Origin of the sequence: Aeromicrobium sp. Leaf291 (assembly GCF_001423365.1) — a bacterium.
Classification (GTDB): domain Bacteria; phylum Actinomycetota; class Actinomycetes; order Propionibacteriales; family Nocardioidaceae; genus Aeromicrobium.
Genome location: NZ_LMNM01000002.1, coordinates 34940 through 58494, shown reverse-complemented (window position 1 = coordinate 58494; position 23555 = coordinate 34940). Strand labels below are relative to the sequence as shown.

The following is a 23555-nucleotide window of genomic DNA, read 5'->3' as shown; positions in this document are numbered from 1 at the left end:
CTCAGCCCCGCTCGACCTCGACGACGACGAGCACCGGTCCCTGCTGGCAGGTGGTGGTCGCGTCGGGGTCGGGCCGGCCCTTCACGGTGACGCGGTCGCCGGCCTCCAGGCCGGCGACCGCACCCGTGAGCACCCAGGTCCGTCCGGGAGCGGCCAGCGTGAGGCACCGGTCCTCGGGGGACCGCTCGACGACGCCGGTGACGCGCTGGCTGCCACCCGGCGGCTTCGCCGTGAGCGTCGGGTCCTCGGGGATCGGCGTGGTGGGACCCCTCTTCCCGGGAGTCGTCTCCTCGGGGACCGGGTCGTCGGGGTCGGGATCGGTCATGGAGCATCCCGCCGGGACGAGGACGATCCCGAGCACGCCGACCGCCAGCCCGGCGCGGGCGAGCCACCCGTCGATCGTCACGGTCTCGCTCTCGGCACCAGCGCGAAGACTCGAGCCGGGAAGCCCGAGCCGCCCTGCGGCTTGGGCCACGCCGCCACGACGAGCGCACCGGCCGGCGGAACCTGGTCGAGGTGCGCCATGAGCTCGATCTGCCAGCGGTCCTGCTGCAGCAGGTACAGCTCGAGGCCGTAGTCACCGGCCGACGTGGAGCTGCCCGGGTCGGTGTCGGTGGTCTCGTGGCCGACGGCGGCCACCCCCACCCGTTCGACCAGGTGCTCGAGCACCTCGCGCGACCATCCCGGGTAGTGCGCCACGCCCTCCTCGTCGCGGTTGGCCATCGCGTCGTCGTCGGGCCACCGGCGGTGCCAGTCGGTCCGCAGGGCCACGAACGAGCCCTCCGGGACCGGGCCGTGCGCGTCCTCCCAGGCCTCGACGTCCTCGAGCCTCACGACGGTGTCGGGGTCGTCCACGACCCGCTCGGAGACGTCGATGACGACGAGCGGCAGGATCATCTGCTCGACGCCGATGAGGTCCAGCGTCCGCGCACCGTCGACGAAGTGCGAGGGCGGGTCCACGTGGGTGCCCCACTGCCCCACCAGCTCGTAGCGGTGCACGGCGAACCCGTCCCGCTCGACCTCGAAGACCTGGCTTCGCTGCTCGTCGGGGAAGACCGGGAAGTGCGGCTGGCCAGGATGGAAGGCGTGGGTCAGGTCGACGGACGCGCACTCCTCGCGCAGCCGGGCGTGCAGGTCCCACCACGGATACCGACTCATCGGTCCAGCCTCGCACGACAGTTCCCTCGGTGCCAGGCGCGAGGGCGGTCGGCTCGGGCTGCCGTCGACCACACCGACGCACCCCCACGCACGGGACGACCCCGGGCCCCGCACGGCGGGCCCGGGGTCGTCTCGTCGTCACTCCTGGTTGCCGAGCGCGTCCTGCGCGTCCTGCACCGCAGCGTTCATCTGGTCGATGCGGCGCTGGTACTCGGCGAGGTCGCCCTCCTCCAGAGCCGTCTGGGCGGCCGAGTAGGCGGCCGAGGCGTCCTCGAGGTACTCCTGCGTGGTCTTGCCCTCCGTGGCCGGGGCGTCGCCGCCCCCGCCACCGGCGCCACCGCCGGCCTCCTCCTCGTCCGGGTCGGGCACCGAGCCCGCCTCGAGACCGAGGGCCACCCTGAGCGCCTCGTCGAGGTTCTGGCCGAAGCCGACCTCCTCGCCGAAGGACGCCGCCACGAACTGCAGCACCGGGTAGGTGCCCTCGCTCGCCTGGCGCCGGATGTAGACCGGCTGGACGTAGAGCATCGCGTCGCCGACCGGCAGCGTGAGCAGGTTGCCGTTCAGGACCGTCGCGTCGGACTGGCGGAACTGCAGCAGCGCCTGCGTCACGCCACGGTCGGAGCTGAACTGGTTGGCGATCTGGCTCGGGCCCGGCACCTGCGTGTCGGACGGTAGCTGCAGGATCTGCATCGTGCCGTAGTCGTCGCTGGTCGCCTCGGAGTTGACCGACATGAACGCCGCCAGGTTCTGCCTGCTGTTGGGCAGGTAGACGCTCGTCAACGAGAACGCGGGGTCCTCCGTGCCGGGGCGCGTCGTGGTGAGGAAGTACGGCGGCTGCTGCGCGCGCGTCTGGCCCGACGGCGTGGCCGGGTCCTCCGGCACGCGCCAGCGCTCGCCGTCCTCGTAGAAGGTCTGCGCGTCGGTCACGTGGTAGCGCTCGAGCACGTTGCGCTGGACCTTGAACAGGTCCACCGGGTAGCGCAGGTGCTCCAGCAGGCCCTCGCTGATCTCGGACTTCGGCTCCACGACACCGGGGAAGACCTTCATCCAGGTCTTGAGCACCGGGTCCTTCGCGTCCCACTGGTACAGCTTCACGGAGCCGTCGTAGGCGTCGACGACGGCCTTCACGGAGTTGCGCATGTAGTTCACGTTGTCCGTCGGCAGCGCCGCCTGCGCCGACCCCTGCGTGAGGGTGTCGTCGGTGGCCGTCCGCAGCGAGCGCCGCTCGCTGTAGGGGTAGCTGTTGCTCGTCGTGTAGGCGTCGACGATCCACACCACGCGGCCGTCGACGACGGCCGGGTAGGTGTCGCCGTCGACCGTCAGCCACGGCGCGACCTTCTCGACCCGGTCACGCGGGTGACGGTCGTAGAGGATCTTGGAGTTCTCGTTGACGCGGTTCGACAGCACGATGTTCGGCTCGGCGAACTTGAACGCGTACAGCGCCTTGCGGAACAGGTTGCCGACCGGCACGCCACCCTCGCCGTCGTACGTGTTCTGCGTGGCGTTCTCGGCTCCGTCGTCCTCGCCGGCCCCACCGCCGCGCGGGATGTCGACCTCGATCGGGTCGGCACCGTCAGGTCGTCCGACGATGGAGTACGACGGCGAGTTCTCGCCGAAGTAGATGCGCGGCGGCACCTCGGTCTCGATCTCGCCGACCGGCGGGATGTCCTTCTGCACCCACACGGGCTCGCCCTGCGCGCCACGCTGGTTGCCGCGCGCGGCGATGATGCCGTAGCCGTGGGTGTAGACCGTGTGGTCGTTGGCCCAGTTGCGCTGGGAGTCCTGCAGACCGTTCAGGAACAGCTCGCGGGCCGCGATGATGACGTCCTGCGGCGTCTCGTCGTCACCCAGCTTGTAGCGGTCGACGTCGAGCGTCTCGGGGACGGTGTAGTAGCCGCGCACCTGCTGCAGCTGCTCGAACGCCGGCGAGATGAGCGTCGGGTCGAGCAGTCGCGTGCTCACCCGCGACTCGGCCGAGGCGTTCAGCTCCTGCGGGGTGAGCGTCGTGGTGGCCGTGTAGTCCTCGGTCTCCACGTCGGCGATGTCGTAGGCCTCGCGGGTCGCCTCGATGTTGCGGGCGATGTACGGGCCCTCCTTGTCCGGCTCGGACGGGCGGACCTGGAAGGACTGCATGACGTAGGGCCACACGCCGCCGATGAGCACCGACGTGAGCAGCAGCAGACCCAGACCGACGCCCGGCAGCACCCAGGACTTGACGAAGGCCGCGGCGAAGAACAGCAGCGCGCACACGATCGCGACGCCGATGAGGATGTTGGCCGCCGGGATTCGCGCGTTCGCGTCGGTGAAGCCGATGCCGCTGAACAACCCGGAGTCGCCGACCGCGAGGTTGTAGCGGCCGAGCCAGTAGCCGAACGCGCGCAGCAGCACGCCGAAGCCGACGAGCACCGCCACGTGGACCTGCGCGGCACGGCTGAACTTCGGACCACGACCGGCGAACCGGATCCCGCCGAAGACGTAGTGCACGAACACCGTGACGAGCACGGCCACGACCACGAGCGCGAACAGGAAGGAGGACAGGAAGTTGAACCACGGCAGGTCGAAGACGAAGAAGCCGATGTCCTTGCCGAAGTGCGCGTCCTTCTCGCCGAAGGCCGTCCCGTGCCGCCACATCTGGAACGTCTCCCACCGCGACGAGGCCACCGACCCGGCGAACACGGTGAGCACGAGCGCCAGCACCACGAGGGCGGCGCGCTTCACCGGGTTGAGGGTCTGCTGGTACCGGAAGGCCGGGTCGTCACGGCGCATCGGGACCGAGTCCGGGCGCAGCCGGTACGCCAGCCAGGCGTTGGCCGCGACGACGAGCCCGAAGAACAGGCCGAACACCGCGAAGAGGCCGACGCGGTTGAGGATGATCGTGGTGAACACCCGCGAGTAGTCGACGGACGCGAACCAGAGCCGGTCGGTCCAGACCGTGGTGAAGATCGAGCCGAGGAAGAGCAGCGCGGCCAGGGTGACCAGGGTCGGCACCAGGACCTTGCGGCGTCGGTCCACGCCGCCGGGCGTCGGCTCGGGTCTCGGGCGGGGTGTTCCGAAGATGTCGCTCACGGGGCTCCAGGTCTGGGGTCCGGGGGTGGGGAAGGCGGTTCGGGGGTGGGCTCAGAGCCTACGTCAGGCACTCGCATCCAGGGTCCGGCGCAGTGCGTGCACCAGGCCCGGCACGAGGTCGGGCCCCTCGAGCAGCGGGGCGTCGTCGGGGGTGCGAGCACGCACCGCGCTGTGCCCACCTCCCTCACGGTCGACGGCCGCCACGAGCCGGACGTCCTTGCGCTCGGGATGCTGCGCCACCGCCTCGACCAGGGCGTCGGGGTCGTCGGGCAGGTCGGCCTCGGCCTCCGGGGGCAGCATGATCCGTTCGACGACGACGGCACAGCCGTCGACGGCGTCGGGCCACTCGATGCCCTCGAGCACGTCCTCGAGGGGACGACCGTCCTGCGGGAGCTCCTGCTCGATGGTCGTGAAGCCGTCGGGCGCGTCGCGCAGTGACACGGCGAGCTGCTCGGCCAGACCCGGCTCGGCCTCGACGAGGGCCGCCGTGCGCACGAGGGCGTACATGCGCGCGGGCTGGTCCCAGCCGTCCACGGCCACGTGGGCCTCGACCTCGAGGGCCACGAGGCGCAGCGGGGTCGAGGGCAGGGGCTCACCGGACGACTCCGGCGGTGGGGTCATCGACATGAGGCCACCTTCGCATCGGGATCCTCGGCGAGGGCCTCCAGGTCGGCGACGGCCTCCTTGAACGACGAGACCGAGACCAGGCGCAGGCCGTGGTCGGACCCGCGCGTCGCCTCCTCGCAGTTGCTCTTCGGCACCAGGAAGATCGTGGCGCCGGCCGCGGCCGCTCCGGCGATCTTCTGCTGCACCCCCCCGATCGGCCCGACCGTGCCGTCCGGGCTGAGGGTCCCGGTCCCGGCGATCGTGCGCCCGCCGGTGAGGGAGCCGGGGGTGAGCTGGTCGTAGATGGCGAGCGCGAACATCGTGCCGGCGCTCGGGCCGCCCACCTCGTCGCCGACGTTGTTCGAGACGTCGATCGGGAAGTCGTAGCGCGTGCCGAGGCTGACGCCGATGCGCGGGATCGCGGGATCCTTCGGGTCGGGGCGCGTGGCGAGGTCGAGGGTCCGCTCCTTGCCGTCCCTGACCACGTCCAGACGCACCGTCTCGCCGGGCTCGACCCGACCGACGGCCTCCACGACGGCCGTGGACGTCGGCGTCTCGCGGCCGTCGACGGCCGTGATCTCGTCCTCGCTCTCGAGGACACCGGCGGCCGCGCCGTCGTCGGCGACGTCGACGACCGCAGGCTCCTCGCCCACGGTGTAGCCGGCGGCGCGCAGGGCGACCACGAGCGAGCTGTCCTTCGAGCTCGTCAGCTGGGCCTGGCCCTCGCTGCGGGAGGCCTCGTCCGACTCACCGTCGGGGTAGACCACGTCGCGCGGGACGACCGCGATGTCGGGCTTGACGTACGCGCTGACGACGTCGCCGAGCGTGAGCCGGCTGTCGGCGCGGGTGACCGAGACGGTGGTGAAGTCGAGCGACCCGTCGACGGGATAGGTCTTGACGCCCTTGCCGAAGGTGAACATCTTCTCCCCGCCGATCTCGCCGAACGTGTCGAAGGCGGGACCGGGACGCAGCGTCACGTAGGGGGCCGGCAACAGGAAGGCCACGCAGGTGAGCGCCACGAGGCTGACGCCGGCGACCAGCATCGTCGCGTAGCGACGGCCGAGGCGGTGCGCGGCATCCTGCTCGGGGTCGGCGCCGGGCGCCGCGTCGTCGGGTCTCACGTCCTCGGCCACGGCCCCACCCTAGGGTTCAGCGGCAAGCGCAGCAGATCGAGACGGGCCGCGACGATCAACAGGCCCCGACCCACGTGGCGTCGCCCGCGCCGAAGGTCTGGTGCTTCCACACCGGGACCTCGGCCTTGAGCTCGTCGATGAGTCGGCGCCCAGCGGCGAAGGCCTCTGCCCGGTGCCCGGCCGAGACCGCCACCACGACGGCCAGGTCCCCGATGGCGAGGTCGCCCACCCGGTGCACGGCGGCCACCGCGACGACGTCCTCCTCGTGCGCGACGCGCTCCGCGACCTCGCGCAGCTGCTGCACGGCGCTCGGGTGCGCGGAGTACTGGAGGGCTGCCACGTCGCGACCGTCGTCGTGGTCGCGGACCGTGCCCACGAACAGCGCCACCCCGCCCGCGGCGGGATCGCGCACCGCCTCGAACACCTCGTCGAGGCTCAAGGCGGTGTCGCGGACGTCGACGAGGCGGACCGAGCTCATGGACCCACGGTAGTGCGGTCCGCCCGAGCACGCCGACGGCCCCGGACCTCGAGACCACACCGTTGCGCGAGACGTCGAGGACGTGGGCCCTCTCGATACCCTGGCGTCATGGCCGACCATCCTGACGACCGCGACGACGCCGACGAGGACCCGCGGGACCCCCAGCCCGACAGCACGCCTGGCGGGGCGTCCAGGCAGCCCCGCTTCGGCCCGGAGCCCACCGGCTCCGGCTCTCCTGATCCCGGTCCTGCCGGCCAGAACCCCTTCGCCGGAACCCCGCTCGAGCAGATCTTCGGTGCCCTCGGCGGATCGATGGGCGGTGCTCCGGGTGCGGGCGGCCCGGCGGCCGGCTTCGGCGGCCAGACCCCGGACCTGAGCGCGCTCTTCGGCCAGATGCAGCAGATGTTCAGCGGAGCGGGATCGGACGGGTCCGTTGACTTCGGCACCGCCCGCGACGTGGCGCGCAAGGCCGTGGCCGCCGCCGGCCCCGACCCGGCCCCGCACGGGGGCCAGGTGGGCGCCGTCGCCGACGCGGTGCGCCTGGCCGAGTCCTGGCTCGACCGCGTCACCGACGTCCCCGCCGCCGCCACCTCGTCCGCCGCCTGGAGCCGCGCGGAGTGGATCGAGGCCACCGGCACGTCGTGGCGTCGCCTCGTCGAGCCGATCGCCGACAACGTCGTCGGCGCGATCGGTCAGGCCATCCCCGAGGAGGCCCGCGCGATGGCCGGACCCCTCATCGGCATCCTCAACCAGGCCGGCAGCGCCATGTTCGCCCAGCAGATCGGCCAGGGGCTCGCCGGACTCGCCACCGAGGTCCTGTCGTCCACCGACATCGGTCTGCCGATGGGCCCCCGCGGCGTGGCGGCCGTGCTGCCGCACAACGTGGCGGCCTTCGGCGAGGGCCTGGAGCACTCCCCGGCCGACGTGCTGCTCCACGTCACCCTCCGTGAGTGCGCGCACCACCGTCTGTTCGCCCACGCACCGTGGCTCGAGCAGGCCCTGGTCGGCGCGATCGACGAGTTCGGCAGCGGCACCCGGATCGACGTCGAGGCCATCGAGGCTCAGGTGCGCGAGATCGATCCCACCCGGCCCGAGGCGATCGCCGAGGCCATGCAGGGTGGGCTGTTCGAGCCCAAGCGCACGCCCGGCCAGCAGCACGCCGTCGATCGGCTCGAGACCTTGCTGGCCTTCGTCGAGGGCTGGGTCGACGAGGTCGTCGCGCAGGCCGCCGCCGACATGCCGTCGGCCCCGGCCCTCGCCGAGGCCGTCCGACGTCGTCGCGCCACCGGCGGGCCGGCCGAGCAGACCTTCGCCTCCCTGGTGGGGCTCGAGCTCCGCCCCCGGCGACTGCGCGACGCGGCCAACCTCTGGGCCGCCGTCCGCGACCGTCAGGGACCGGCGGCTCGCGACGCGGCCTGGACCCACCCCGACCTCATGCCCACGGCGGCCGACCTCGACGACCCGCTGGGCTTCGCCAGCGGCGAGACGGCCGACGACGGCTTCGACGCGGCGCTCGACGAGCTGCTGTCGCAGGAGCCCGACTCCTCGCCCGACGACGAGCGGTGAGCCTGCACACCAGTGCCGTCCACACCCTCGAGGCGTGGACGGCGCCCGACGGCGACCAGGAGGCGCTCCGCCTGCGGTACCTGGAGCACCTGGCGACAGCACCCGACGGCATGCTGCGCTCGTGCCGCCCCGACCATGTGACCGTGAGCGCCCTGGTGATCACGGCCGACGCCGAGCGCGTGCTGCTCGTGCGGCACGCCAAGGCCGGGTTGTGGCTGCAGACCGGCGGTCACTGCGAGCCGGAGGACGTCGACGTCGTCGGTGCTGGCGCTCGTGAGGCACTCGAGGAGACCGGCATCGAGGGGCTGCGGCTGGATCCCGTCCCGCTCAGGCTGTCGCGCCACGCCGTGCCGTTCTGCTCCCCCGGCGGACACCACCTCGACGTGCAGCTGCTCGCCGTGGCGCCGGTCGGGGCCGAGCCCGTGGTGGCCGAGGGCGAGGACCCGGTGCGCTGGTTCGGCGTGGACGAGGCCGTGGAGCCGACCGACGCCGACACGCTCGCCCTCATCGCTGCTGCCAGGACACGCCTTCGAGGAACCCCTCGGCCTTGACCGCGTGGGGGTAGCCCTCGAGGAGCGCCCAGAACCGCCGTGAGTGGTTGGCCTCCACGAGGTGCGCGAGCTCGTGCAGGACCACGTGGTCGACGACGTAGTCGGGCATGTCCCGGACCCGGTGGGAGATGCGGATGGCCCCGGTGGACGCAGTGCACGAGCCCCAGCGCGTGCTCTGGTTCGTGACCCACCGCACCGACGTGGGTCGGGCACGGCCGTCCAGGTACCGCTCGGAGAGCTCGAGCGCCCGCGCCATGAGGGCGGCGTCGCTGCGCGGTGACCGCTCGGCTCGGGCGTCGAGGCGCGCGACGAGACGGGCCACCTCCTCGCGCTCCTGCTCGGGGGTGAGGTGCGCCGGCACGAGCACGATCGTCCGGTCGCCGTCGCGGTACGCCTGGATGGTCCGCCGACGTCGCGCACTGCGCCTGATCTCCACCTCGCCCACGTCGAGCACGGTAGGGCACGACTCCACGGACGAGGATCTTTCCGTCCACAGGACCCCGGCCGCTCGCGTGGGACTCCGCGCAGGTCAGAGGGCTGGGCCGGCGGCTCGCCACCGGTACGTGCACCGTCCGACGGCGGTCTGTCCACCGGCCGTCCACACCCCTCTCCGGCGATCCCCACACGTTCCCCACAACCTTGTCCACAGGAGTGGACAACCAGTTCCGCAGATCGGTTGACGCCGACTCCCCCGACCCCTACGTTGTCCCTCAGCCGGGCTCCCGAACACGGTCCGCAGGGGAAGGCAGACCCCCTCGGGAGCCCGGCTGCTCCATGTCCGCCTCCGCCCCCCGCGAGCCCGGTTCGAAACCCGCCCCGGCGCCACCGTCCAGGCCCGCCGGGGACTCGCCCTGGCTGCGACCCGAGGCTCCCGGACCGAGTGGCCGCTAGAGTGCGTGTGACGAGCACCACACCCACGGGAGGCAGCCATGTCGGAGACCTGGAGCGGCGAGTTCTACTGCGTCAAGTGCAAGGACAAGCGCGAGGCCACGGGCGACGTCGTCGTCAGCGAGAAGGGCACCCGGATGGCGAAGGGCACCTGCCCGGAGTGCGGCACCAAGCTGAACCGCATCCTCGGCAAGGCCTGAGCCGAACCCTGCGCCGGCTCGGCCGCGTCCGCTGTGGACGTCGGCCTCGTCAGGTCCGGGTGCGCTCGGCAGGCTGGGGCCATGCAGCTGCGGCCCGTCCTGCCTCCCGGTGGCGACGTCGTCCGTCGGGACGCCCGCACCCTCGTGGTCGGTGGGCGGCCGGGTGTCCTGGTTCCCGACCGGCCCGGACTCGTGCAGCTGCTGCGCCTGCTCGACGGGCGCGGGCTCGACGCGCTCGCCCGCCTGGCGTCGGAACGGGTGCCCGAGCTCGTCGACGACGTGACCGCCGTGGTCAACGAGCTCGTGGCGCGAGGAGCACTCGACCCGCACCCGCCCACTGCTCCCCCGGCACTCACGCTGCGCGTGCAGGCCTGGGGCGGCAGCCAGAGGGCGGCGGCTCTCGTCCGGACCGCCCTCGACGACCTCGGACTGCGCCCCGACCCGTCCGACGCGTCGGCGCTCCTCGTGCTGGTAGCGGCGGGCGAGCCGCCGCGCGGCTGGGTGGCACGCGCCGTCGAGACCGGCGTGCCGGTCCTCCCGCTCGTGCTCGGTGACGACTGGGGGCGCCTGGGTCCGCTCACGCTCGCCGGTCGCACACCGTGCCTCGGCTGCCACGACGCGGCGCGTGCCGCGTGGGACCCGGCGTGGCGTGCCACGCTCCCCCAGCTCGGCCGGCCCCTCGTCCCGGCTCCACCACCTCGTCCGGCCACGAGCCTGGTGCTCCGGGCCGCCGCACTCGCGGCCGAGCAGACCCTCGCGTGGGCCGAGCGCCGCCGGCCCGAGACGGTGGGAGCGGTGCTGCACCTCGGTGGCAGGCGGCTCGAGCACGAAGCCGTCCTCGTCCACGAGGGCTGCACGAGCCTCCTGCACCGGGCCGAGTGAGGACGATCGACCTATCCTGAGGTCGTGACCCATGACGAGGACGAGGTCGAGCCCACCGACGGTGGTTCGAGCCGACGCTCGCGCTCGTCACTGCCTGTCGGTGCCTTCACGCGTGGGGCCAGGCTCGCGGCCCTCCCCGTGGGCTTCGCGGGGCGGACGGCCCTCGGCGTCGGACGTCGCATCGGCGGTGCTCCCGCCGACGCCGTGGTCACCGAGGTGCAGCGCCGCACCGCTGAGCAGGTGTTCACCGTGCTCGGTCAGCTCAAGGGCGGGGCGATGAAGGTCGGCCAGGCCATGAGCATCTTCGAGGCCGCCCTCCCCGAGGAGATCGCCGCGCCCTACCGCGAGACCCTCACCAAGCTCCAGGACGCCGCGCCGCCGATGCCCGTGGCCGTCGTGCACCGCCAGCTCGTCGCCGAGCTGGGCGAGGACTGGCGGGAGCGGCTCGTGGAGATCGGTGACCAGCCGGCCGCGGCCGCGTCCATCGGTCAGGTGCACCGCGGGCGCTGGCACGACGGCCGCGAGGTCGCCGTCAAGATCCAGTACCCGGGTGCGGCGAAGGCACTGCGGTCGGACCTGCGCCAGCTCTCGAGGATCTCGCGGCTCCTCGGTGTCCTCGCACCGGGCATCGACGTCAAGGCCCTCCTCGCCGAGCTGGAGGAGCGGGTGGTCGAGGAGCTCGACTACCGGCTCGAGGCCACGGCGCAGCAGCGCTTCCACGAGGAGTACCGCGACGACCCCGACCTCATGGTCCCGGCCGTCGTCGACGGCACCGAGCGCGTGCTCGTGAGCGAGTGGATGGAGAGCACGAGCTCGCTCGCCGAGCTGATCCGCTCCGGCAGCCAGGCCGACCGCGACCTCTACGGTTCGCGGTACGTGCGGTTCCTGCTCGCGAGCCCCGATCGCGTGGGCATGCTGCACGCCGATCCGCACCCCGGCAACTTCCGGATCCTGCCCGACGGGCGCCTGGGGATCGTCGACTTCGGTGCGGTCGCCCACCTCCCCGACGGGCTCCCCCGCGCCCTGGGACCGCTGCTCACGGCCGCCGTCTCCGGTGATGCCGAGGCGGTGACCGACGGTCTGCGCGGCGAGGGATTCCTGCGGCCCGGCACGAAGATCGACCCCGAGGTGATGGCCGCCTACGTCGCGCCGTTCGTCGAGCCCGCCGTGGCCGAGGAGTTCACCTTCTCGCGGGCCTGGCTGCGCGACCAGGCCACCCGGGTGGGTCTCGGCGGCGAGGGCATGTCGACGTCGCTGAAGATCAACCTGCCGCCGGAGTACCTGCTGATCCACCGGGTGTGGATCGGCGGCGTCGGCGTGCTCTGCCAGCTCGGTGCCACCGCCCCGTTCCGCTCGATCCTGGAGGAGTCCGTCCCGGGGTTCGTCCCCTCCTCGTGGGCACCGCCCGAGTGACCGGGCCCGGTCGACCCGGCTCGGCCCCACCGCCCTGAGGGATCCGTTCGACCCCTCAGCCTCCGACGACCAGCGTGACGGCCAGCACGAGCATCAGGCAGGCGATCACCCCGTCGAGGATCCGCCAGGCCCTCGCGTCCCGCAGCCATCGGCCGAGGTGCCGCGCCCCGTACCCGAGGCCACCGAACCAGAGCACGCTCGCCGTCATCGCGCCGACCGCGAACCAGAGGCGGCTCCCCCCGTGGGAGGCGGCCACCGAGCCGAGGAGCACCACCGTGTCGAGGTAGACGTGCGGGTTCAGCCACGTCAGCGCGAGGGCGGTCGCCGCCACGCGGGTGGCGGAGGAGCGCACCTTCAGCGCCCCGGTGGCCCGGTCGGCGTCCGAGGACGCCGCTCCCGCGCCGACCTCGAGCGCCTCGCCGCTCGAGGACAGGGCCCGCCGTGCCGCGAGGACCGCGTACCCCGCCAGGAAGGCCGCGCCACCCCACCGCGCTGCGTCGACGAACCACGGCACGGCGTCGACCACGCGACCGAGGCCGGTCACGCCGACGCCGATGAGCACGAGGTCGGAGGCCGCGCACACGGCCACCACGAGGCCCACGTGCTCGCGGCGCAGGCCCTGGCGCAGCACGAACGCGTTCTGTGCGCCGATGGCCACGATGAGCGCGAGCCCGGTGCCGAGTCCCGCGAGAAGGCTGGTCATGACGTCCACGCTAGGGAGGATCGATCCTCAGGTACAGCGAAGAATCCTGCAGTGTCATTAGACTTGCTTCATGTGGACCGACCCCGTGGCCGCCTGGACCGTGGCGGCGGTCGTCGACGCCGGGACCTTCGACGCCGCGGCGCGTCAGCTGCACGTGACCCCGTCGGCGGTGAGCCAGCGGGTCAAGGCGCTCGAGCAGGCGCTCGGGCAGAGGCTGCTCGTCCGTAGCACTCCCGTCAGGGCGACCGATGCCGGCGAGGCCGTCCTGCGGTACGCCCGTCGTGTCGCCCTGCTGGACCAGGACGTCGCGACCGAGCTCGGTCTGACCGGCCCACGTCGACCGCACCTGGCGGTGGCCGTCAACGCCAACTCGCTGGCCACCTGGTTCCTCGATGCCCTGGCCGCGTTCACCGCCTCGCACGACGTGGAGGTCGAGCTGCACCGCGAGGACCAGAGCCGGACCGCCGGGATGCTCGAGGACGGCACGGTCGTCGCGGCGATCACCGCGCAGAGCGACCCCGTTCCCGGGTGCCGTGTCGAACCGCTCGGTGCGATCGAGTACCGCGCCATGGCCGCGCCGTCGTGGGTCCGACGCTGGGCGCCGGACGGCGTCGACGCCGCGGCCCTCCGGCAGGCCCCGCGCGTCGACTACGACCGCACCGACACGCTCCAGCGGGACTGGCTCACCACGCGTGACGTCGATGCCGATGCCACGCCGCGCCACCTGGTCCCCTCGTCGCACGACTTCACCCGCGCGGTCGCGCTCGGCCTCGGCTGGGGCTTGGTGCCGCGACAGCACGCGCGGGAGCACCCGCTCCTGGTGGACCTGGGCGGTCCGACGATGCGCACCGTCCTGTGGTGGCAACGGTGGCGCACACCCTCGGCACTGCTCGACGGGCTCACCGACGCCGTGGTGGGGACCGCTCGCTCGACCCTCGCGCTCGGCTATTCCGACGCGCTGAGCACCGCCAGCACGCCCTCGCCGTAGCGCTCGCGCTTGGTCTGGCCGATGCCGGGGATGCCCACGAGTCCGCGCTCGTCGCGCGGGCGCAGCTCCACCAGCGCGAGCAGCGTGGCGTCGGTGAACACGACGTAGGCCGGCACCTTGGCCTCGGCCGCCTGCTCGCTCCGCCACTGCTTGAGCCGGTCGAACAGGGCGCGGTCGGCCGGGTCGAGCGCCTCGAGCTCGGTGTTGGTGCGCTTCTTGGGGCGCGGGCCCACCGTGCCGCCGCGGGACGGGTGGTCCGGCGGCAGCAGAGGATCGAGGAAGCGGGTGGGCTTGCGGCCCTGACGTCCGCCGGGCTTGCGGGCCCGCGACCAGGAGATCGTCAGGTGGCGGCGTGCGCGGGTGACGCCGACGTAGAACAGTCGGCGCTCCTCGGCCACCCCCTCGGGCGTGTCGGCGTGGACGATCGGGAGCATGCCCTCGTGCATGCCGACGCAGAACACGGCATCCCACTCCAGGCCCTTCGCGGCGTGGAGGGTGGCCAGCGTGACGCCCTCGGCCGTGGGTGCGTGCGACGCCTGGGCACGTCGTTCGAGGTCGGCCAGGAGATCGGCCAACGTGGCGTCACCGCGGGCCTCGGCGAGGTCGTCGGCCATGGTGACGAGCGCGTGCAGCGACTCCCACCGGTCGCGGGTGGCGCCGCTGCCGGACGGCGCCGTCTCGGTGTGGCCCATGCTCGCCAGCACCGCGCGCACCTCGTGGCCGAGACGTCCGTGGTCCGGTGACCCGGCATCGGTGGTGGCGTCGGTGCCGTCGTCGCCGGCTCGCGCCGCACCGCGCAGCAGCGTGACCGCCTGACGGACCTCGGCACGCTGGAAGTACCCCTCGACCCCGCGCAGGGTGACGGGGATGTCGCGCTCGCCGAAGGCCTCCTCGAACGCCTCGGACTGCGCGTTGATGCGGAACAGCACCGCCATCTCGCGGTACGGCACGCCCGAGCGGTGAAGACGCACGATCTCGTCGGCCACCGACGCGGCCTCGCTCGGCTCGTCGTTGTGGCCGAGGTAGCGGACGGGCTCCGCTGGCGCGGCCTGCGACTGCAGCGGTCGGCCGTGCGCCTCGCCCGCGGCCCCCTGGAACACCGCGTTCGCGACGGCCACCACCTGCGGCGTGGAGCGGTAGTTGCGCACCAGCTGGATCCGCTCGGCGTCGGGGTAGCGCTGCGCGAAGTCCCCGAGGATGCGCGGCGAGGCGCCGGCGAACGTGTAGATCGTCTGCCGCGGGTCACCCACGACGCACACGTCGTCGCGGCCACCGAGCCACAGGTCGAGCAGCGTGGACTGCAGCGGGTTGACGTCCTGGTACTCGTCGACCACGAACCAGCGGTACTGCCGTCGGACCTGGGCGGCGATGCGCTCGTCGTCGGCGAGGATCGCCGCGGTGATGAGCAGGATGTCCTCGAAGTCGATGCGCCCCCGCTCGCGCTTGACGTCCTCGTAGGCGCTCATGACGGCCGCGACGCGGGTGGGGTCGAGGTCGGCGACCTCGCGACCCCGGCGTCGTGCGACGTCGGGGTAGTCGGTGCCACGGACGTTGCTGACCTTGGCCCACTCCACCTCGGCGGCGAGGTCGCGGATGACGGCGTTGTCGGGGCGCCGGATGCCTTCGCGGTTGGCGGCCTCGGCGACCAGACCGAACTTGGAGGCGACGATCTCGGGGAGCTCGGTGCCGTAGACCTGCGGCCAGAAGTAGCGCGCCTGGCGCAGCGCGGCCGAGTGGAAGGTGCGCGCCTGCACCCCCGGCGCCTGCAGCTGCGCGAGGCGACCCCGCATCTCGCCGGCGGCGCGGGTCGTGAAGGTCAGGGCCAGCACCTCGGTGGGCACGTACAGGCCCGTGGCCACGCCGTAGGCGATGCGGTGGGTGATGGCCCGGGTCTTGCCCGTGCCGGCACCGGCCACGATGCAGACCGGCCCCCGCAGCGCGGTGGCGGCGGCCCGCTGCTCGGGGTCGAGGTTCTCCAGGAGGTCCTCGGGGGTGGGCAACGCACGCTCCTGCGGGTCGGTCGATGGTCGGTTCGGTGTGGTCGAGCTGGTGACGTCGAGCGGGTCGCTCGCGGGAGCCGGCGACCGCGCTCGCCACAGTGGGGAGGTGGAATGTCGCGGGGCGCGAGATCGTTGACTCGACAGGACCACCCTAGACGTCACAGGAGACAACGATGACCGGCGACTTCACCCTCTACTCGACCCCGTGGTGCGGCTACTGCCACCGCCTCAAGTCGCAGCTGCAGCGCGAGGGCATCACCAACTTCGCCGAGGTCGACATCGAGGCCCAGCCCGAGGCCGCAGCGGTGGTCGAGAAGGCCAACAACGGCAACCAGACCGTGCCCACGCTGGTCTTCGCCGACGGCACCGCCCTGACCAACCCCTCCGTCGCCCAGGTCAAGGCCCAGCTCGGCGTCTGAACCACCCCTGACTGCTCCTCGAAGCTCGAGCGGGCCACGAACGGACCCCACGGCGCGCGGCAGCGCGACGAGCAGGGCCGCGCGTCAGCGCGGGGAGCGATGGTGGCGACACCCGCGAGCCCTGCGAGCGGAGTCGCGACCGTCGCGTGCCGTTGCCGGCCGCGTGGGGTGTCGGCCGGTCAGAACCAGGCAGCCGGCAACGGCCCCTGGTACCACGTCTCGATGAGCCAGCTCGAGATCGAGACGCCGCTCGGAGGCAGCAGCAGCGTGCCGGCCTCACCCTGGGCGCGCAGCTCCTCGCGCGTGACCCACTGCGCCGCGCCGAGCTCCACACCGTCGACCTCGATGTCCGTGGTGACGGCCTTGGCGAAGAACCCGAGCATCAGGCTCGCGGGGAACGGCCACGGCTGGCTCCCGCCATAGGCGACCTCGCCGACGACCACGCCGGCCTCCTCGTGGACCTCGCGCCGCACGGCGTCCTCGAGGCTCTCCCCCGGCTCCACGAAGCCCGCCAGCGTGGACCATCGCCCCTCGGGCCACGTCGCCTGGTGGCCGAGGAGGGCCCGGTCCCGGTCGTCGGTCACCAGCATGATCACGGCGGGATCCGTGCGCGGGAAGTGGTTCGTCCCGCACTGGGTGCAGTGCCGCAGGTGGCCCGCGGCCTGGACCTGCGTGGCCCCGCCACAACGGGGGCAGAAGGGGGTGGCCGCCAGCCACCGGGCCATGCCCACCGCGTGCACGGCCACCGACAGCTCGTCGGCGCCCAGCAGCGGCGCCAGCACCCGGACGCTGACCGGCACCAGGTCGGCGGGGACCCGGTCGACCACGACGGCTGCGCGGCGGACGCCGTCCTGCTCACCCAGGAAGATCCACGTGCCGTCGGGCGCCTCGTCGCGCGGGAGCCACCGCAGTGCGGGCCCGTCGACGGTGGCCACGTGCTCGCCGCCGAGCACCAGGACCTCGACGTCGGGGCCGTCCCACGCGTCGTGGGCACGCAGGTGGCCGGCACGGTCGTGGCGGGCGCGGTCGAAGGCGAACGGTGCGGGATCACTCACCCCGACAGCCTAGGTGGGGTCGGCTCGGCGGCTCACACGCCAGGCGCGAGGAGCGTCTCGAGCGCAGCGCGGTCGAGCAGCTCCTCGGGCGCGAACCGCACGACCTCACCGAGTCGCACGTAGTAGAACGCCCCGGACACGCGCGCCGGGTCGACGTCGTGCAGCTCGGCCCACGCCAACCGGTAGAGGCTGAGCTGGAGCGGGTCGGCGTCGGCCCGCCGGTTGGTCTTCCAGTCCACGACCTCGAAGCCGGGGCCCTCGGGGGTCGACGTCGAGAACACCGCGTCGATCCGCCCCACCACCTGCTGACCGCCGAGCAGCAACGAGAAGGGCGCCTCGACCCTGTGCGGCGTGCGCTGGCCGAACGGTCCGGCCTCGAACAACGCGATGACCTCGTCGAGCTCGGCGTCGTCGCTGATCTCGACGTCGCCCTGTCCGGGCAGGTCGGCGGGGTCGAGCAGCGGCTGCTGGCCGTAGTGGGCCTCGATCCACGCGTGGAACCGGGTGCCGAAGCGTGCGGCGGCCGAAGGCCGTCGAGGCATGGGCCGTGCGAGCGAGCGCGCGAACGCCGACTCGTCGTCGGCCAGGGCCAGCACGGCGGTGGCCGAGAGCGTGGGCGGCAGTGGCACCGGCCGCTCCGCCGACGCGGCCGCGTCGGCCTCGGCCAGGAGCAGGTCGATCTCCTGGGACAGCTCGGCCACCCGATCGCCCGGGACGGGGAGCTCGGCCGTCGGCTCGGCGGACGAGGCCAGCACCACCTCCACCTCGCGGGCCAGCGCGCGACGGCCGTCGACCGGTGGCGGCTCCACCGGCCAGGCGATGCCGTCGGACAGCACGAGGTGGGGGTTGGTCTCGTCGTCGGGGGGCGGATCGGCCCAGACCAGCGGCTCGACCCCGAGGCCGGCCAGGTGGTCGCGGGTGCGCACCAGGAAGTCCGACGGTCCGCGCGGCTTCTTCTGCGTGCGCCCCCACCAGTGACCGCTCACGACGACCCGCTGCTTGGCGCGCGTGTACGCCACGTAGCCCAGCCGGAGCTCCTCCCCGAGGGAGTCGGCCTTGCGTCGCGCATCGAACTCCTTGCCCGCGGCCGGGGTCCACTCCGCCAGCGGAGCGAGCGAGCCTGCGTCGCCGCGCAGCGGGTACGGCAGGACCGAGCCGTTGGTCAGCCAGCTGGACCGACCCCGTCCCGAGGGGAACACCCCGTCGCTCACGAGCGGCACGAACACCGCACCCCACTCCAGGCCCTTCGCCCGGTGGATCGTGAGCAGCTTGACGGAGTCGGACTCCGAGGGGGTCGTGACGTCCATGCCCTCGTTGAACTCGTTCTCGGCCTGGAGGTAGGCCACGAGTCCGGTCAGCGACGCGTAGCGGTCGCTCGCGGCGTAGTCGGCCACCGCGTCGAGGAAGGTGGCCAGGTTGTCGGCGGCACCCTCGACCTCTCCCGCCTCGAGCTCGATGTCGAGGTCGAGGGCACGCACGGCTCGGCGTGCCAGGTCGAGCAGCGGCTCCCCGACGTGGGACCTGACCCGGTGGACCACGCGCGCGAGGTCGGCGAACCGGTGGCGCGCACGCGGGTCGTACGGCAGGTCGCCCGGGTCGTCGAGGGCCTCGGCCAGCGCGACCACCTCGGTGGGGTCGGTGCCCTCGACCGCCCGGGCGAGCTCCTGCGCGAGGGTGCTGTCGTCGTCGCGACCCAGGGTGCGCCCGCTCAGCGAGGCGGCACGACGGCCGAGCAGCGCGAGGTCGCGCGGGCCGATGTTCCAGCGCGGCCCGGTGAGCAGGCGCAGCAGGGCCGGGTTGGCGGTGACGTCGTCGACGACCTCCAGGAGCGACAGCACGTCGAGCACCTCGGGCTGGGCCAGCAGGCCGGAGAGGCCCACGATCTCGAACGGGACGTGCGCGTCGCGCAGCGCCTTGACGATCTCGCCGTTCTCGCGGCCGACGCGGACCAGGACCGCGATGTCGCTCCAGGCCCGGCCACCCTCGTGCTCGGCGACGATCTCGGTGACCATGGAGGCGATCTCGTCGTCGACGGTGCGGTGCAGCGCGACGTCGACCCGACCGGTCGTCGTCGCGGCCGACGTGAGCGGCTGGACGACCGACGACGTGGCGTAGAAGGGGGCGGCGAGGTGGTTCGCCGCGTCGATCACCTCCGGCGGGCAGCGTCGGGTCTCGACGAGGGAGAACTGCCGTCCTCGCGACCCGTCGGCCGCCGGGAAGTCGTCGAGGAACTCCTCGAGGTTGCCGGCCGCAGCACCCCGCCAGCCGTAGATGCCCTGCGCGGGATCGCCCACGGCGGTGACGGGCAGGCCCGCGAAGAGCGCCGTGAGCAGGTCGCGCTGCGCGACCGAGGTGTCCTGGTACTCGTCGAGCAGCACGACGTCGTAGCGCTCGCGCAGCGCCTGGCCCACCTCGGGCAGCGCGGCCAGCTGCGCGCCCCAGGCCATCTGGTCGGAGAAGTCCATGACCCCGTCGTTGGCCTTGGCGGACCGGTACGCCTCGACCAGGAGGCTCAGCTCGGTGCGCTTCTGCGCCGCCGCGGCCGCGTCGCGGAGCAGGGCCGGCTTGCCGACGGCGTCGTACTCGGCGATGACGGCCGCGTCGTGGTCGCGCAGCTCGGCCGGATCCACGAGGTGCTCCGAGAGCTGGGCGTCGAGGGACATGACGTCCTGGACGAGCGTGGGCAGGTGCGTGCTCACCCTCTGGAGCGGTCGGTCGTAGGTGCTGACCACGCGTGCCGCCCGCTGGAAGCGCGAGGCGTCGGTGACGACCCGCAGGTCGGGCTCGACGCCCAGGCGGAGGCCGTGCTCGGCGATGAGGGAGCCGGCGAAGGCGTGGTAGGTCGACGCGGTGGCGTCGGCCCAGGGCTGCTGCGGGTCGTGCGGCAGGTGCTCCAGGTCGGCCCGGATGCGCTGCCCCAGCTCTGCGGCCGCCTTGTTGGTGAAGGTGAGCCCGAGGATCCGCTCGGGCGCGATGCCGACGTGACCCACGAGCCAGAGCACGCGCGCCGCCATGACGGTGGTCTTGCCCGACCCGGCGCCGGCGATGATCGCGCCCGGGCGGTCGAGCCCGGCGGTGATGGCGTCGGCCTGGGGCTGCGAGAACGGGATGCCGGTGAGCTCGCGCAGGTGGTCGATGTCGCGGACGAGCATGGTCACGACGACTCCCCCTCCTCGGCGGCAGCGCGCCGGTGCTCACGGACCAGGATCGACGCGCCGGCGTCGTGGGCGGGACAGACCCGGGTGAACTGGCAGTACCCGCAGCCGCCGGTGGCCTCGGTGGCGGCGACCTCCTCGTGGACGAGCGTGTGGACGCTGCGACGCAGCTGCTCCACCGCGAAGAACGGCGCGTCGGACGGCGCGTCAGCGGGTGGGGGAACCTGCTGCTGGACCTTGGTGGCGCCCCGGCTCTCCTGGCGCAGCTGGACCAGCTCGGCCCCGGCGGGTGGCGCGTCGCCGGCCAGGTCCCGGGTGGCGCCGTGCTGGACGACCAGCTGGTACAGGCCCAGCTGGGGGTGCTCGGCGAGCTCGTCGCGCGACGGCGAGCCCTTGCCGGTCTTGAGGTCGACGACGTGGACCCCGTCGGCGGACCTCTCGACGCGGTCCATCGAGCCCTTGAGCGCCACGGCGCGCCCCTCGACCTCGATCTCGACCTCGAACGGGTGCTCCGCCGCCAGCACGTCGCGCGGGTTGTCGCGGTGCCACTGGACGAAGCGGCCGAGCGCCTGCACCGCCTCGCCGCGTTCGCGCTCGCTGATCCACGGCGGGAGGTCGAGCTGGGCCCAGACGTCGTCGAGATGCGTGGCGAGCTCGTCGGCATCGGGCTCGCGGCCCGAACGCACGACGTCGGCGGCGATGGCGTGCACGATGGAGCCGAAGCCCTGCGCACTCGTGGTGGCCTGCGCGCCGTGGGCCTCGTGGTCGAGGAACCACCGCAGCGGGCACTGCATGAGGGCCGAGACCTGGCTGCCCGAGAGCCGCAGGGGTTGGTCGTCGGGACGCCACGGAGCGTCGGACTCGGTGCGCTCGGCCAGGCCCCACCAGGCGGACGGGTGCGCCGAACGACCGGCCGGGTGGGTGGACAGCCGAGCCAGCTGCTCGGCCACGCGTCGACGCTCGTCGGGGTCACGGGTGTGCTCGCCGATGCGGCGCAGCTCGGCCACGGCCGACCGCAGCGACAGTGCTCGGCGCGGCCGGTGCTCGGCCGGCGGAAGGGTCCGCGGGGCCGGGCGGGCGCTCGGGTCGTCGGCTGCCGACAGGTGCGCGTGCAGCTCGCCGACGAAGCGCGAGGGCTGGTCGCCCTCGTCGGAGCCGCTGGCGACCGCCGTGACCACGAGGTGCTCGCGCGCGCGACTGCACGCCACGTAGAACAGGCGGCGCTCCTCGGCCACCGCCTCGCGCACCGACGGGTACGGTCCGAGGCCATCGCGGGTCAGGCGGTCGGGCTGCAGCAGGCTGCTGCGCAACCGGGTGTCGGGCCACTCGCCGTCCTGCACCCCGGCGACGACCACGAGGTCCCACTCCAGGCCCTTGGAACGGTGCGCGGTCATGAGCTGGACCCCCGACACGAGGTCGGTCGCCCCGGTGAGCGTCCCGGCGGGGATCTGCTGGGCCTCGAGGGCGCGCACGACCTCGCGGACGCCGCGGTGCGCCTGGCGCTCCTCGGCCCGGGCCGCCTCGGCGAACAGGGCGCACAGCGCGTCGAGGTCGTGGTGCGCACGCGCCGCACCGTCGCCGCCGCCCTCGGCCTCGGCGCGCAGGCGGGCCGGCCACGACGTGCCGTCCCACAGCTCCCACAGCACCTCCTCGGCCGAGGCGCCGCCGCGCACGAGGGCGACGGCAGAGGACAGCAGTCGGGCCACGCGACGGGCGGCTTCGACGGCCGACGCCGCCGGGCCCTCGACCACCAGGGTGTCGAGCAGGTGGGGGTCGGCCAGCGCCTCGGCGAGCAGCACTCGCGACGCACGGGGCGAGCCGTTGCGGGCGGTGTCGTCGGTGCGCAGCACCCGACCGAGCCGACGCAGCGCGGCGGCGTCGAGACCGCCGAGAGGTCCGGTGAGCAGCGCCGTGGCGGCCTCGGGGTCGAGGGCGTCGTGGTCGATGAGGGCCTGGGCGGCGTGCAGGCCGGCCAGCAGGGCACGCACCGCCGGCTCCACGGCCAGCGGGAGCTCGTCGCCCGCCACGTCGACGGGGACGCCTGCGGCGCTGAGCGCCCGGTGCAGCCGGTCGAGGTGCGGGGCCGACCGCACCAGGACGGCCATGCGCTCCCACGGCACCGGCGGCTCGGCCGCCAGGTGGGCCTCGCGCAGCAGCAGTGCTACGTGCTCGGCCTCGGCCGTGGCCGACGTGAAGGTGCGCACCTGCACCTCGCCCGTGCGCGACGGGTCGGTGGCCGGCGACCGCAGGGCCTCGAAGCGGTCGGCGTCGAGCGCTCCGAACACCCCACGGTTCTCGACGACCGACCTGACGGCGTCGGCGATCGCCGCGCCGTAGCGGTTGGTGCGGGCCAGGGTGAGCGCCGGGGCCGGCCCGCGGACGGTGGCGAACCGCTCCCCGAAGTCGAGCGTGCCGCGCACGTCGGCCCCACGGAAGCCGTAGATGGACTGGTAGGGGTCACCGACCACCACGAGGTCGCGGCCGTCGCCGGCCAGGCGCCGGAGCAGCTCGACCTGCAGGGGGTCGGTGTCCTGGAACTCGTCGACCACCACGAGCCGGAGCCGACGCCGCCAGCGGTCGCGGCACTCCGGGTCGCCCAGCAGACGGACCGCGTGGTGCACGAGGTCGGTGTGGTCGATGGTGCCCTCGAGAGCGGCCACACCCGTGACCTCGTCGAAGAACAGCGACGCGGCCACCCAGTCGGGTCGGCCCGCCGCACTGCCGATGTCGTGCAGGTCGACCGCGTCGAGTCCCTGCGCCCGCGCCGCGGCGAACAGGCGCTGGAGCTCGGTGCTCATGCCGCGCGTGCGCAGCGCCTGGCGCAGCGGGACCGGCCAGCTCTCGGGGTCGGTGCCGTCGAGCAGCTCGGCCAGCCGGGCGTCGTGCTCGGGTGCGCTGAGCAGGGTGACCGGCCGACGGAACTCCTCGAGGTCCTGCTCGGCCCGCACGAGGGCGTAGCAGAACGCGTGGAAGGTCATGGCCGAGGTGGCGGAGGTGGTGCGGGCCAGCCGGCGCCCGATGCGGGCCCGGATCTCCTGCGCGGCGGCGCGGCTGAAGGTGAGGACGAGCACCTCGTCGGCGCGGACCGCACCGGACTCCACGCGCTGGGCCACGAGCTCGACCAGCGTCGTGGTCTTGCCGCTGCCGGGGCCGGCGAGCACCTGGAGCGGCCCGCCGGTCGTGGCGACGTGGTCGAGCACGGCCTGCTGGCTGGGGTCGAGCACCACGGCGGGACCTGCCGACGCCGGGCCCCCGGCGCGCTGCAGGCGGTACTCGGTCGTGGTCACACCACCA

Annotated in this window: 19 protein-coding genes; 7 read left to right on the top strand and 12 right to left on the bottom strand. The window is 73.4% G+C overall.

What is annotated here, in order from left to right; genetic code table 11:
* Nucleotide 1: 1 nt before the first annotated feature.
* The 6 genes from ASF35_RS10040 to ASF35_RS10015 all read right to left on the bottom strand — a co-directional run bounded on the left by ASF35_RS10040 (nucleotide 2) and on the right by ASF35_RS10015 (nucleotide 6441).
* A complete protein-coding gene (locus ASF35_RS10040; RefSeq protein WP_055966682.1) occupies nucleotides 2–406 on the bottom strand; it encodes a hypothetical protein in 405 nt (134 codons plus the stop codon).
* Nucleotides 403–1158, bottom strand: coding sequence for a cyclase family protein (locus ASF35_RS10035; RefSeq protein WP_055966680.1), 756 nt, complete (start codon nucleotides 1156–1158; stop codon nucleotides 403–405). The genes ASF35_RS10040 and ASF35_RS10035 overlap by 4 nt, the downstream gene beginning before the upstream one ends.
* A 138-nt stretch (nucleotides 1159–1296) precedes the next feature.
* Nucleotides 1297–4224 (bottom strand): UPF0182 family protein, encoded by a 2928-nt coding sequence (locus ASF35_RS10030; protein WP_055966677.1) that lies wholly within the window; start codon nucleotides 4222–4224, stop codon nucleotides 1297–1299.
* Between the two features lie 63 nt (nucleotides 4225–4287).
* Nucleotides 4288–4851: a PPA1309 family protein gene (locus ASF35_RS10025; RefSeq protein ID WP_200914528.1), complete on the bottom strand. Its 564-nt coding sequence runs from the start codon at nucleotides 4849–4851 to the stop codon at nucleotides 4288–4290.
* Nucleotides 4842–5963: a PDZ domain-containing protein gene (locus ASF35_RS10020; protein ID WP_055966672.1), complete on the bottom strand. Its 1122-nt coding sequence runs from the start codon at nucleotides 5961–5963 to the stop codon at nucleotides 4842–4844. Before ASF35_RS10020 ends, ASF35_RS10025 begins: the two co-directional genes overlap by 10 nt.
* Nucleotides 5964–6018: 55 nt before the next feature.
* Nucleotides 6019–6441: a molybdenum cofactor biosynthesis protein MoaE gene (locus tag ASF35_RS10015; RefSeq protein ID WP_055966669.1), complete on the bottom strand. Its 423-nt coding sequence runs from the start codon at nucleotides 6439–6441 to the stop codon at nucleotides 6019–6021.
* 108 nt (nucleotides 6442–6549) lie between these two features.
* Between ASF35_RS10015 and ASF35_RS10010 the strand changes: the two genes are divergently transcribed.
* Together ASF35_RS10010 and ASF35_RS10005 are read left to right on the top strand one after the other, a co-directional pair.
* Nucleotides 6550–8007, top strand: coding sequence for a zinc-dependent metalloprotease (locus ASF35_RS10010; protein ID WP_055966664.1), 1458 nt, complete (start codon nucleotides 6550–6552; stop codon nucleotides 8005–8007).
* Complete coding sequence (locus tag ASF35_RS10005) at nucleotides 8004–8558, top strand: NUDIX hydrolase (RefSeq protein ID WP_055966662.1); 555 nt, start codon at nucleotides 8004–8006, stop codon at nucleotides 8556–8558. The genes ASF35_RS10010 and ASF35_RS10005 overlap by 4 nt, the downstream gene beginning before the upstream one ends.
* On the opposite strand, the gene ASF35_RS10000 is transcribed toward ASF35_RS10005, so the two are convergent.
* On the bottom strand, nucleotides 8512–9003 hold the full coding sequence (locus ASF35_RS10000; RefSeq protein ID WP_235499138.1) for a YgjP-like metallopeptidase domain-containing protein: 492 nt from the start codon (nucleotides 9001–9003) through the stop codon (nucleotides 8512–8514). The genes ASF35_RS10005 and ASF35_RS10000 overlap by 47 nt on opposite strands.
* A 484-nt stretch (nucleotides 9004–9487) precedes the next feature.
* Here ASF35_RS10000 and ASF35_RS18340 point away from each other — a divergent pair, with 484 nt between their 5' ends.
* The 3 genes from ASF35_RS18340 to ASF35_RS09990 all read left to right on the top strand — a co-directional run bounded on the left by ASF35_RS18340 (nucleotide 9488) and on the right by ASF35_RS09990 (nucleotide 11941).
* Nucleotides 9488–9646, top strand: coding sequence for a DUF5679 domain-containing protein (locus ASF35_RS18340; RefSeq protein ID WP_164468777.1), 159 nt, complete (start codon nucleotides 9488–9490; stop codon nucleotides 9644–9646).
* Nucleotides 9647–9727: 81 nt separating this feature from the next.
* Nucleotides 9728–10528 carry a hypothetical protein gene (locus ASF35_RS09995; protein WP_055966649.1) on the top strand — a complete coding sequence of 267 codons (801 nt, stop codon included), beginning with the start codon at nucleotides 9728–9730 and terminating at the stop codon, nucleotides 10526–10528.
* Nucleotides 10529–10552: 24 nt separating this feature from the next.
* On the top strand, nucleotides 10553–11941 hold the full coding sequence (locus ASF35_RS09990) for an AarF/ABC1/UbiB kinase family protein (protein ID WP_082480753.1): 1389 nt from the start codon (nucleotides 10553–10555) through the stop codon (nucleotides 11939–11941).
* 55 nt (nucleotides 11942–11996) lie between these two features.
* Here ASF35_RS09990 and ASF35_RS09985 read toward each other — a convergent pair whose 3' ends face one another.
* Nucleotides 11997–12644, bottom strand: a complete 648-nt coding sequence (locus tag ASF35_RS09985) for a LysE/ArgO family amino acid transporter (protein WP_055968463.1) — start codon at nucleotides 12642–12644, stop codon at nucleotides 11997–11999.
* 70 nt (nucleotides 12645–12714) lie between these two features.
* On the opposite strand from ASF35_RS09985, the gene ASF35_RS09980 reads away from it, so the two are divergent.
* Nucleotides 12715–13632: a LysR family transcriptional regulator ArgP gene (locus ASF35_RS09980; RefSeq protein WP_055966645.1), complete on the top strand. Its 918-nt coding sequence runs from the start codon at nucleotides 12715–12717 to the stop codon at nucleotides 13630–13632.
* On the opposite strand, the gene ASF35_RS09975 is transcribed toward ASF35_RS09980, so the two are convergent.
* On the bottom strand, nucleotides 13590–15632 hold the full coding sequence (locus ASF35_RS09975) for an ATP-dependent DNA helicase UvrD2 (protein WP_055966642.1): 2043 nt from the start codon (nucleotides 15630–15632) through the stop codon (nucleotides 13590–13592). The two genes, ASF35_RS09980 and ASF35_RS09975, sit on opposite strands and share 43 nt — an antisense overlap.
* A 173-nt stretch (nucleotides 15633–15805) precedes the next feature.
* On the opposite strand from ASF35_RS09975, the gene ASF35_RS09970 reads away from it, so the two are divergent.
* Nucleotides 15806–16051 (top strand): mycoredoxin, encoded by a 246-nt coding sequence (locus ASF35_RS09970; RefSeq protein ID WP_055966639.1) that lies wholly within the window; start codon nucleotides 15806–15808, stop codon nucleotides 16049–16051.
* Nucleotides 16052–16230: 179 nt separating this feature from the next.
* Here ASF35_RS09970 and nudC read toward each other — a convergent pair whose 3' ends face one another.
* The 3 genes from nudC to ASF35_RS09955 are packed head-to-tail and all read right to left on the bottom strand — an operon-like array spanning nucleotide 16231 to nucleotide 23548.
* A complete protein-coding gene (gene nudC / locus ASF35_RS09965) occupies nucleotides 16231–17106 on the bottom strand; it encodes an NAD(+) diphosphatase (protein ID WP_055966635.1) in 876 nt (291 codons plus the stop codon).
* A 32-nt stretch (nucleotides 17107–17138) separates the two neighbouring features.
* A complete protein-coding gene (locus ASF35_RS09960; RefSeq protein WP_055968461.1) occupies nucleotides 17139–20258 on the bottom strand; it encodes an ATP-dependent DNA helicase in 3120 nt (1039 codons plus the stop codon).
* 2 nt (nucleotides 20259–20260) lie between these two features.
* Nucleotides 20261–23548: an ATP-dependent DNA helicase gene (locus ASF35_RS09955; RefSeq protein WP_055966629.1), complete on the bottom strand. Its 3288-nt coding sequence runs from the start codon at nucleotides 23546–23548 to the stop codon at nucleotides 20261–20263.
* Nucleotides 23549–23555: the final 7 nt, after the last annotated feature.